7 protein-coding genes are annotated in these 10,963 nt (G+C 67.4%); 4 read left to right on the forward strand and 3 right to left on the reverse strand.

Going from position 1 to position 10,963, the window contains the following annotated elements; all coding sequences use genetic code 11:
• Positions 1 to 73 precede the first annotated feature (73 nt).
• A complete protein-coding gene (locus A5789_RS36000; RefSeq protein WP_082940978.1) occupies positions 74 to 838 on the reverse strand; it encodes a Zn-ribbon domain-containing OB-fold protein in 765 nt (254 codons plus the stop codon).
• A gap of 205 nt (positions 839 to 1,043) precedes the next feature.
• Between A5789_RS36000 and A5789_RS26450 the strand changes: the two genes are divergently transcribed.
• Positions 1,044 to 4,340 (forward strand): protein kinase, encoded by a 3,297-nt coding sequence (locus A5789_RS26450; RefSeq protein ID WP_227462769.1) that lies wholly within the window; start codon positions 1,044 to 1,046, stop codon positions 4,338 to 4,340.
• Between the two features lie 305 nt (positions 4,341 to 4,645).
• Here A5789_RS26450 and A5789_RS26455 read toward each other — a convergent pair whose 3' ends face one another.
• Complete coding sequence (locus A5789_RS26455; protein WP_227462770.1) at positions 4,646 to 5,821, reverse strand: phosphatidylserine decarboxylase; 1,176 nt, start codon at positions 5,819 to 5,821, stop codon at positions 4,646 to 4,648.
• A 196-nt stretch (positions 5,822 to 6,017) separates the two neighbouring features.
• Here A5789_RS26455 and A5789_RS26460 point away from each other — a divergent pair, with 196 nt between their 5' ends.
• The gene (locus tag A5789_RS26460) at positions 6,018 to 7,526 is read left to right on the forward strand and encodes an NAD(P)/FAD-dependent oxidoreductase (protein ID WP_064902089.1); all 1,509 of its coding nucleotides are present in this window, start codon (positions 6,018 to 6,020) and stop codon (positions 7,524 to 7,526) included.
• 213 nt (positions 7,527 to 7,739) lie between these two features.
• Here A5789_RS26460 and A5789_RS26465 read toward each other — a convergent pair whose 3' ends face one another.
• A complete protein-coding gene (locus A5789_RS26465; protein ID WP_064927389.1) occupies positions 7,740 to 8,450 on the reverse strand; it encodes a hypothetical protein in 711 nt (236 codons plus the stop codon).
• A 494-nt stretch (positions 8,451 to 8,944) separates the two neighbouring features.
• On the opposite strand from A5789_RS26465, the gene A5789_RS26470 reads away from it, so the two are divergent.
• Positions 8,945 to 10,345: an MFS transporter gene (locus A5789_RS26470; RefSeq protein ID WP_064905928.1), complete on the forward strand. Its 1,401-nt coding sequence runs from the start codon at positions 8,945 to 8,947 to the stop codon at positions 10,343 to 10,345.
• Positions 10,342 to 10,836: a MarR family winged helix-turn-helix transcriptional regulator gene (locus A5789_RS26475; RefSeq protein ID WP_064905926.1), complete on the forward strand. Its 495-nt coding sequence runs from the start codon at positions 10,342 to 10,344 to the stop codon at positions 10,834 to 10,836. The genes A5789_RS26470 and A5789_RS26475 overlap by 4 nt, the downstream gene beginning before the upstream one ends.
• Positions 10,837 to 10,963 lie beyond the last annotated feature (127 nt).

Genomic DNA, 10,963 nt, shown 5'->3' on the forward strand with positions numbered 1-10,963 from the left:
CCCCGACCTCGGCCGCCCCGTCCTTGCCACCGACGAATCCTACAATTACACAACGGATTTCAGGCGCAGAACACTAGTTCGTGTGTCGAACCTGCCATGCTCGGGTCAGGGTCTGATGCAGCAGTCTTTTGTGTTCGCGTACCGCGCGAGTGTCGGTCCGTCGTGGGTGCAGGGCTTCGGCCACCAGATGCAGGAACCTGCGCCGATCGGTGCCGAAGGCCACGAGCAACACCTCCCCGCTGGAGCCGCCGAAGGGCGCCCATCGAACGGCGAAGGCGACCAGTGTCTTTTCGGCGGTGCTCAGCAGGCCCGCTCGTGCCATCAGATCGCAGCGGCGCAGCGACGACCGCACCCACGCGGCGTCGCATTCCGTGCCGCGGTCTGCCGCGTCACCGGGCGACTCGCGAAGCTGTTCCGTGGGCGCGGTGTCGATCGTGAAGACCGGGAAGCGGTCGTATTTGGGCCGCGCCTCGAAGCGCACCCGCACCGGGTGGTCGGAGGAGGTCGGCAGGTCGCCTTCGACAGTGGCGTAGATGCGTGGTCCCTCGTCGAGTTCGACGATGGCGATCGTCAGCGGGACGACCTCGGCATGCGGTGCGCCGATGCTGCGGTGCACCAACCGGTAGGACACGAGCGAGCCGCGGCCGGACGATGGCGTCCACTCCATGTTCCGGGTACGGCACGCGGCGCATTCCGCAGCGGTCGGCGCGTGCATTCCGTCGCATTGCCTGCAGCGTCGAACCATCAGAGAGTCGCCGGTGCGGGCGTGGTTGCCGCTCGGTGTCTGTGTGTGCTGGACCATCGCAAACCTCGAAGGTGATATCGGGATCCCCCGCATTCACAGCTTCGTTTCCGGGCGTGTCTCGCGCGACGGTAGAACTACCCGGAACATACCTATTTTTCGACCGGGGAGCCCGCTCCTCGGTGCGGAGCGACCGTGTCGGAGGAGCCGGGTGCTGTGGCGCGAAGCGCCGGTCTCGCGGCGTTGCCGGCGATACGCTGGCGATGTCGGAAGGTGAGCGCATGGCGCCCGATACAGCTCAATGCTTCGCGAGCGACTGATGGTCGACGAGGATCCGCTGCGGACCAGCCGCGATGTGAACATACCCGTGGCGGTGGAGTTGAGTGCGTCGGGTTTCGAGGATGCCGAGGAGATCGGGCACGGCGGTTTCGGTGTGGTGTACCGCTGTACGCAGCCGGCCCTGGATCGCACAGTGGCGGTGAAGGTATTGACCGCGGAGTTGGACGCCGACAATCAGGCGCGGTTCTTGCGCGAGCAGAAGGCGATGGGCCGGCTGACCGGACATCCGAATATCGTCACGGTGCTGCAGGTGGGCGTGACCGCGAGTGGGCGGCCGTATCTGGTGATGCCCTATCACTCGCTGGATTCGCTGGATGCGTGGATCCGCCGGGAAGGACCGTTGCCGGTCGAGACGGTGCTGTGGGTGGGGGTGAAGATCGCAGGCGCGCTGGAGACCGCGCATCGGCTGGGAATCATGCATCGGGATGTGAAGCCGGGCAATATCCTGCTGAGCGAGTACGGAGAACCGGCACTTACCGACTTCGGGATCGCCCGGATCGCCGGCGGCTTTCATACGGCCACGGGGGTGGTGACCGCCTCGCCGGCCTTCACCGCGCCCGAGGTGCTCGCGGGGGAAGCGGCGACACCGGCCGCGGATGTGTACGGGCTCGGTGCGACCCTGTTCGCGGCGCTGACGGGACATGCCGCGTTCGAGCGGCGCACCGGTGAGCAGGTCGTCGCGCAGTTCCTGCGGATCACCAGTGCGCCGCTGCCGGATCTGCGCGAAGGTGGCATCCCCGAAGACGTCGCCGCGGTCGTGGAGTCGGCGATGAATCGGGATCGGCAGGCGCGGCCCTCGGCGGCGGAGCTGGGCGAGGCGCTGCGAGAGGTCCAGCACCGCCACGGATACCGGGTCGGCGAGATGGCCCTGCGAGGACAGCCGGCCGCCGCGCGAAAGCCGCGCGAGGCGGCGTCGTCGAATACCGAATCCGTTCCACAGCAACCAGTTTCAGGCCGCGCCGGCACGGCCGAGCTCCCGCTCGAGCTGACCAGTTTCATCGACCGACGGGTGGAGACGGCCGAGATCAAGAACTTGCTTGCGGCGGGGCGGCTGGTGACATTGACCGGTGTCGGCGGGGTCGGTAAGACGCGGCTGGCGTTGCGGGCGGCGTCGATGGTGCGCACCGATTTCGCCGACGGGGTGTGGCTGATAGAACTCGCCGACGTGACCGATCCGGCACTGCTGATCGATGTGGTGGCGGGTGCGCTGGGGTTGCGCGACGATCCGGCGCGGCCGATGCGTGAGGCGTTGGTGGAATTCTTGCGTGCGCGGGAGGCGCTGCTGGTTCTGGACAACGGCGAACAGGTCGTGGACGCGTTGGCGGATCTGGTGGAAACGCTGTTGCTGGCGTGCGCGGACCTGCGGGTTCTGGTGACCACCCGGGAGCCGCTCGACATCGCCGGAGAAGCGGTGCTGCGGGTCTCGCCACTGACCGTTCCGCCTCTCGACGCGGCGCCGACGCTGCGGGCACTGCCTCGATACGACGCGGTGGCGTTGTTCACCGAGCGCGCCGCGGCGGTGGTGCCCGGATTCGAGGTCACCGAGAAGAATATGTCCGCGGTGGCGGGAATCTGCGCCCGCTTGGAGGGCCTGCCTCTGGCGATCGAACTCGCCGCCGCGCGGATCCGCACGATGTCGCCCGAGCAGATTCTGGCTCGGTTGACCGACCGCTACGCACTGCTGACTCGGGGCAGCCGCACCGCGCCGCAGCGGCAACAGACGTTGCGGTGGTGTATCGATTGGAGCTACCGCCTGTGCGCACCGGCCGAGCAGCGGTTGTGGGCTCAATTGTCGGTATTCGCAGGCGGTTTCGAGATGGATGCGGTCGAGCGGGTGTGTACGGCCGAGGCGGGGCGGGGGAGTCTGCTCGACGAGTTGTCGTCGCTGGTGGACAAGTCGATCGTGATCCGGGAAGAGCTGGAGGGCGCTGTCCGGTTCCGGATGTTCGAGACCGTGCGCGACTACGGGCGTGAGCAGTTGCGGGAGGCCGGCGAGGAAACCGCTGTACGTCGGCGCCACCTCGATTGGTGCCGGCAGTTGACGGCGGATGCCGAAGCCGAATGGATCAGCGAGCGGCAGCCCGACTGGCTGGCGCGACTCGAACGCGAGCAACTGAACCTGCGCGAAGCGCTCGAATTCTGTCTGTCCGACGACACCGCGGAATCGGGTGAGGCGGGGCTGCGCATGGTCACCGCGCTGTCGTTGTTCTGGAGTTTCCGAGGGCATTACGGTGAGGGTCGGCGTTGGATCGACCGCGTCCTGGCACACCCGGCCGGTCGCGCTCTGCCCGCCCGGATCCAGGCCCTTCACGTCGGAATTTTGATGGCCGCTGAGCAGCAAGATTTTCTGACTGCGGAGCCGCTGCTGGCACAAATCCGCGACCTCGCCGAACAGGACCCCGCTCCGCTGCACCGGGCACTCGTCGCCTACGTCGACGGTAGTCTGGCGCTGTACCGAGGCGAGGCCGCACGCGCGATTCCCTGCCTCGAGACCGCGATCGATGTATTCGGCTCGAATCCTGCCGGGCATCTTTATATCGCGGCATCGATGACGCTCGGCTGGGCGCTGGCGGCGCAGGGCGACACCCGGAAGGCGATCGAGAATCACGAGCGAGTCCTCGCGATCACGGAGTCGCGGGGTGAATCGCTGTTCCGGTCGAGCACGTTGTGCGGCTTGGGGATCTACGCCTGGCGGCAGGGTGAAACACCGCGTGCGAAAGAACTTCTGACTCGATCGCTGCGGGTGAACGAACGCGTCCGCAGTCCCGTAGTCGCGGTGCTCGACTTCGAGGCGCTGTCCTGGATCATCGCGGAGGAGGACGGCGAGCGCGCGGCGGTGCTGATGGGCGCCGCGGAAAGCCTCTCCCGGTCCGGTTCCGGTGCCTCGATCACGTTCCCGGACTTGACGGAGTCGTACGAGGAATGCGACCGCATCGTGCGCCGCGCGCTCGGCGAGCGACGGTTCGGTGCGGCGTTGCGGCGCGGCCGGGCGATGACGATGAACGCCGCGGTGGCCTACGCACTCGGCGAGCAGCCGGCCGAGTCGCCTCCTGCCTCCACCGGGCCGGCGCAGCTGACCAAGCGTGAACAGCAGGTCGCGGAGCTGGTCGCGCAAGGGCTCACCAACAAGCAGATCGCCACGAATCTGGTGATCTCCCAGCGCACCGCCCAGGGCCACGTCGAACACATCCTGACAAAACTCGGGTTCACCTCCCGCGCCCAGATAGCGGCCTGGTTCGTGGACCGCGCTCGTCGGTAGAGTTCCTGAGACGCAACCCGGTCGCCATGGGCCGGGAGCGACGAGTTCGGCTGTCCCGCAGCCGAACTCGTACGCGCTGGCACCGCGAACCGGGCCTGGCGACGGCCCCGTGAGATCGACACCTACATCGAGCCGGCTGTGCTGTGGGAGTGTGGTCGCCGACCTCGCATGCGGCTTGGTCGTGCGAGCTCCGTCCGCCAGGAGTTCGTTCAACGGGTCGACGCCGGCGAGAAGCCGTCGTGAGCGATCGCCCGAACCGAGCGCCGCATCGATAGCCCGCGGCGAGCGAGCGCGACGGGGCAGGGTCACCTGCACCGCGCCACCGGCACGCCGACCAGACGGGTTTCCTCGGCGGTATCGATGTCGATGTCGACGCCCTTTTGGAACAGCAGGATGATGTCGGAGCCTCCGAAAGTGAAGTAGCCGAATTCGTCTCCCTTGGCCATGTGCTTGCCGGGGGTGCAGGTGAGGGTTACCGATGCGACGTTCTGCATGCCGACGCACACGACCGCGACCGTTCCGATGTCGCCGCACGGTGAATCGGTGGTATCGATGATGACCACGCCCCGGGTCTGGAAGAACTCGAATCCGGTCTCGGCGTTGTCCTGGCCCTTCAGGCCGTGGTCGGACAGCTCTACCTGCATGAACGCTTGCCCGTGAGTCACGAACGACTCTTTGACGAGACCGCCCACCGGTAGGTGGAAGCGGTGATAGGCGTGGGTCGGCAGCATGTAGTGGGTGAAGGTCCCGCCGGCGAATTTCTCGGCGTAGTCGCTGCCGGTGAGAAGGGTGGCGATATTGCCGTACTTACGGGTGCCTTTGATCGTGGTCGCCGGAATGTTCGAGGCGTCGTCGATGTCGTAGCGGTGTTGGAACGTGCAGTCGGCGGGTGAGGCTATCGATCGGTTGCTGCCGGGTTCGGCAATCGGTCGTAGGCCGCCGTTCAGTTCGCGGGCGAAGAACTGGTTGAAGGTCATCCAGCCGCTGGGTGCGTTCGGCTTGCCGTCGATCAGGGAGTCGCCGACGTGGTATTCGGGAGCGTTGTCGATGAACGATTCCAGCACGTCGGGTCCGAAGGATTCGGGTGTGTCGAGGAAGCTGCCCCAGTCTCGGGCGAAGTCGGTGACCCATTCCCGGAATGTGTCCGAGCCGTATGCCACGGACGTGTCACGGCCGTCGGGTCTCTGGTCGATGATCCAGAAGAAGTGCGAGAGCCGGTCGCTGACCTCTTGGGCGTACCGCTGGTGCGGTGCTTGGGCGCGCCATGCGGGCGAGTCGGTCTCGCGTGGCACCCAGCGAGCGAAATCGTCGATGTAGTCGACGTACTCCGCGACGGACTGGGGCCACGGGAGCGCCTCGAGCAGCTCGTCCTTCAGCCCGTCTTCGGCCACCTGCCGCGCTTGCACCAGCGACTGCTCCAAGCCGGCGGCCAAGTCCGGGTCTTCGTCGAGAAGGTCTCTCAACCGCTGCGCGATCGCCATTTCACTCACGTCGAACCCCTTCCGCTCGCCACCAGCCCCACCTGTCGGCTACCCCCGCAGCCTCGTTTACACCTCACGCACGAGTGACGGTTCAGGCGGAACCATCGCCTGCCGCCCAGCTGGGCGCTTGCATGTTTGAAGCTGCCGCCTCGTGGAATAGGCCTGTGCACGCGGTGTCGACGGAAAGGCGCGCGGGATGAACCCATCGAGCGACGTCGTCGTCGTGGGATCGGGCCCCAATGGTCTTGCGGCAGCGGTCGTCTGTGCGGCGGCGGGCCTGTCGGTCACGGTGCTCGAGGCCGAGCCGGAGGCGGGCGGCGGATGCCGCACACAACGCCTCGATCTGGCGGTTCCGCTGTGGCACGATCTGTGCTCGGCCGTGCATCCGATGGCGGTGGCCTCGCCGTTCTTCGCGCAGTTCGATCTCGCGGCGCGCGGTGTCCGGTTCGGGTATCCCGAGATTTCCTTCGCCCACCCGCTCGACGAGGCGCCCGCGGCTCTGGCCTACCGCGACCTTTCCCGAACGGTGGCCACTCTGGGCGAACACAGCGAACGTGACAGTCGGCTGTACCGGCGGATCATGACGCCGCTGGTCGAGGGCGTCGACGCGGTCCGCGGCCTCGGGTTGTCCGATGTGCGAAGCATTCCCGCCTCGGTCCTGCACCCGCGGGGGCTCGCTACCGCCGCCACGATGGGGATCCGGGCGATGCAGCTCGGCACCCGGGTGTGGGACCGCACTACCGACGCGCACGTCTGCGGTGCTCTGCTCAGTGGCGTCGGCGCCCACGCCAACACCGGGATTCCGGCGATGGCAGGCGCGGCTACCGCGTTGCTGCTGGGCACGCTCGCGCATTCGCACGGCTGGCCCATTCCTATCGGCGGGAGCCGGGCCATCACCGACGCGCTGACCGCCGACCTGGCTGCGCGCGGTGCGGAGGTGATCTGCGATCAGCGTGTCGAGTCCGTCGCGGACCTTCCGCCGGCGCGGGTGTACCTGTTCGATACGAACCCTTGGACGCTGGCCGAGGTGTTCGGTGACCGGCTCAGCGCCCGCTACCGCCGGGCGGTGGGCCGCTTCTCGTCGAACAACGGTGTCGCCAAGGTGGATTTCGTGCTCAGCGAGCCGGTTCCCTGGGCCGATTCACGGGTCGCGGCGGCGGGCACCGTGCACCTCGGTGGCACGCGCGAACAGATGGCCCGCGCCGAATCGGACGCCGGTCGCGGCCGCCACAACCCGGCACCGATGATGCTGGTGAGTCAGCCGACCGTCGTCGACCCGACCCGCCTCGGTTCCGACGGGCACCGGCCGCTGTGGAGCTACGCGCACGTCCCCAACGGGTCGACGCGCGACATCACCGAGACCGCGATCGAACAGATCGAGCGGTTCGCTCCCGGTTTCCGCGATGTCGTCGTCGGCTCGCGGTGCATCCCCGCCAGTGAAATGTCCTCGCACAACGCCAATTACGTGGGCGGAGACATCGCTGCCGGACATGTGTCGCTGTACCGGATCATGGCGCGGCCGGTTGCGCAGTGGGATCCGTACCGCACCTCGCTGCCCGACGTCTACCTCTGCTCGGCATCCACCCCGCCCGGCCCCGGTGTGCACGGCATGCCCGGCGTGCACGCCGCCCGGAGAGCTCTGCGCAGGCACTTCGGTATCACCGCCATGCCCGACGTCGGTCCGGTGGTCGGTCCGCCGCGATGAGCCGGCCGTCGAGGTGTGCACATTCGAGTGCCGAGATCGCGGGACGAGGCCGGCAGGTCATGACGAAATGCCGGATGAGGCAGACAACATGCGCACGTGACGATGCCCTCGCAGCAGCCGCTGCGAGGGCATCGTCATGCTTCGGTTCCTACCGACTGTTCGAAATCGTGGGCTAATGCCCCGTTTCGGTACGTAAGCCCGAGTGCCGGCCCGTTACTTGGCCGGCGCCGGCGGGTTGAACGGCGCGGTGGTGGTGGCGAAGTACTGGATCGCGGCGCCGATGGCGACCGGGGCGGTGATGAAGATCTGCCCGGCGAGCACGCCCAGGAAGCCGACGGCGGCAGCACCGGCGACACATCCGCCCAGCGGGCCGGCGCCGAACAGGGCGAGCAGCGCACCGGTGGCGGCGAGACCGATAGCGGCGCCGGCGATGCAGCCGATGACCGCGCCGCCGATTCCACCGGCCAGGGTGCCGATGGTGGCGCCGGTGGAGATGGTGTCCTTCAGGCGGTTGAACGCGGCGGTTTCACGGTCGTAGGGGGTCTTCCACGGGGCCGAGTCCTCGAAGGGCAGGGCGACGGGCTTGTAGACCGCGTGCGCCACGTCGTACTGCGGGGTGAGGGTGGCGGTGTTGCCGGAGATGTCGGCGGCGATCGGGAATTCGAAGTCGTCGACCCGGAAGTTGAGGGGGGTGCCGGCGAGGACGGTGCCGTTGGCGGCCTTGATCTTGAGCATGCCGTCTTCGTTGACGATCGAGCCGCCGTCGGTCTTGATGACGGCTTTGTCGTTGTCGACGACGCTGGCCTTGTAGTAGACGCTCTCGGGCGCCGCGGGGGCGGCGGGGTCGGCGTTCGCGGTACCGGCCGCGACGCCGACGGCGGCGACCAGCATGGCGGCGGTCGCGGCGAATTTCCTCATCATCATTTTTTGCGGAACCTCGAGACGGAGTGGTTCAGGGACGAACGAATCACAGACCAGGCCAGCTAACAGGCAGTGAACACCGAAATATTTTTCATTCAAACCTCGTTCATCTCGCGCCCCTTGTTGTCGGACAGGCGGCTGAAATCACCAGGATGTGGCCCCACTTCGGGGCGAGGCGGCGAACAAGAAAGGCGGAGATGCGCTTTTAGATGTGGGCGGAATCACATGCTTTGGCCCTCAACCTCTTTGAATATTTCACCGATTCGCCGGACGTCGTGTTGCCGGATTCGAATTCGGTGCGCGAGCCGCGTTGATTGACTTGCGCAGCCCCGAACCAGGCATGAACTTCAGCGAAACTGTTCTGTAACAGATCATGATCATGCATCTCCAAGGGCAATCGTGATCACATAGATCCAGTGTGAAGCGGTTTTGACAATTCGACGTGCCCGGGTCAGTCTTTAGGTACTTCTGTAGCAGAACTACGGTCGAAGGAAGCGATGGTTGTCGAGTCGCCGCGTCCGCGGGTGATCAGGGAGCATCGGTGGGCCGGATGGTTGGCGGTGTCGGCGGTCTGTCTCGGTGCGTTCATGGGACAACTGGATGCCAGCATCGTCACTCTCACGTTCCCGGCGCTGCAGTCGGAGTTCGGGGCTCCGCTGGCGAGTGTGCAATGGGTGTCGCTCGCCTACCTGGTGACCCTCGTGGGTTTGGTCGTCGCGGCTGGAAGAGTGTCCGACGCTGCCGGACGCAAGTTCGTCTACCTTCAGGGTTTCGTGATCTTCACCCTCGCCTCCGGCTTGTGCGCGCTGGCGCCGAACCTGTGGTGGCTCACAGGTTTTCGGGTTCTGCAGGCGGTGGGGGCGGCGATGCTGCAAGCCAACAGTGTGGCGCTGGTGGCAACGAGTGTCGCGGCACGTCGGATCCGCACCGCGTTGGGAGTGCAGGCCGGTGCGCAGGCGCTGGGTCTGGCGCTCGGACCGCTGGTCGGGGGAGTGGTCGTGGCCTCGCTGGGCTGGCGATGGGTGTACGCGATCAATGTGCCGGTGGGGTGTCTGGCGGTTGTTGCGGGGCGATACCTGTTGCCGCGCACGCGTACTCGCGCGCGGTTGACCGGATTCGATGTGCCGGGTCTGCTGCTGCTCATCGGCGGCGCGGCCGGCGTGCTGACCGCCGCATCGGCGGTTTCCGGACTCGGGGTGCCGGCGTGGACGTCGGTGTTCCCGGCGGCATTCGCGATCGCCTGCGCCGTGGGCCTGTGGTGGTGGGAGAGAAGGACCGAGCATCCGCTGATCGATCCGGGGCAGTTCGCACATCCGCCGCTGCGACGCGGTCTTCTCGGAGCATGGGCGGCGTATCTGGTGCTGTTCGGCCCGCTCGCGTTGTTTCCGCAGATCGGATCGGCCGGCGCGGTCGGCGCCGGGTTGCTCCTCACGGCGCTGCCGGCCGGTTTCGCCGTGGCCGCGGTCGGGGGTGCGCGGGTGCTGCCGAACCGATGGCGCGCCGCGGGCAGGGAACGCGTCGGCGCGACAATCATGGTGATCGCCACCGCGGCGATCGTGATCGAGCCGACGACGCCGTGGTGGGCGGCGATCTGGCTGGCGGTGCTCGGCATCGGTCTGGGCATGTTCATTCCCGGAAACAACGCCGTCATCATGACCGCGGTCCCCGAGCATCGCTCCGGCACGGCGGGCGGATCGGTGAACATGGCTCGCGGTCTGGGAACGGCGGGCGGGGTGGCGGTGGTGACACTCTCTCTTCATCTGTGCGACGCCGCGCATCTGCCGGCCGACGGCGCGCGGGTGGCCGTGGCCGTACTGTCGATCGTGGCCGCCGCGGCTCTGGCCACCACATGTCAACGGCGCGCCGAACCAGTGCAGCGAAAGGCAGCAGCCCGATGAAGGGACCGTCCGCCGACACCGGCGAACTCGGCGAAGTGGCTCTGGCCGATGTCATCGCCAGGCTCCGACGCGCCATGCGGCGAGCAGCGCGCACCGCCGAACCTGCGGCGACCCTGTCGGTCGCGCAGTTGGAACTGCTGTCGTGCGTGGGCGACCACCCAGGGGTGCGGCCCGGTCAGGTGGCTCGCCTCCTGCAATTGGCCCCGAATACGGTGACGACCTTGGCGAACGCGCTGACTCAGCGCGGCATGATGGCCCGGGCGGGCGGCGACGACCGGCGCGCGGTGACCCTGACTCTGACGGCCGCGGGCCGGCAAGCGGTCCAGGAGTGGCAGGCGACCAACACGGCCATCCTGCGTGCGGCATTGTCGTCGTTGCACCCCGGGTGGCAGCATCTTCTCACCGCGGCCACGCCGGCGCTCGCCGAGCTGACCAGCGCCGTCGATGCGCTCACCGAGCCCCCGCGGGACGACCGTTCGGCCTCGTCCTAGTCGAAAGGCTTCGCGCCCCACCGCAAGACGAGTGTGCCCGTGGTCCCGGCCGGGACCACGGGCAACACTCGTCTTGCGGAAGACGGTCAGGAGATGGCGTTGATCGCCGTGCCGAGTTTGGTCTTGG

The sequence above is a fragment of the Nocardia sp. 852002-51101_SCH5132738 genome (genome assembly GCF_001665695.1).
In the GTDB taxonomy this organism is placed as follows: Bacteria; Actinomycetota; Actinomycetes; order Mycobacteriales; family Mycobacteriaceae; genus Nocardia; species Nocardia nova.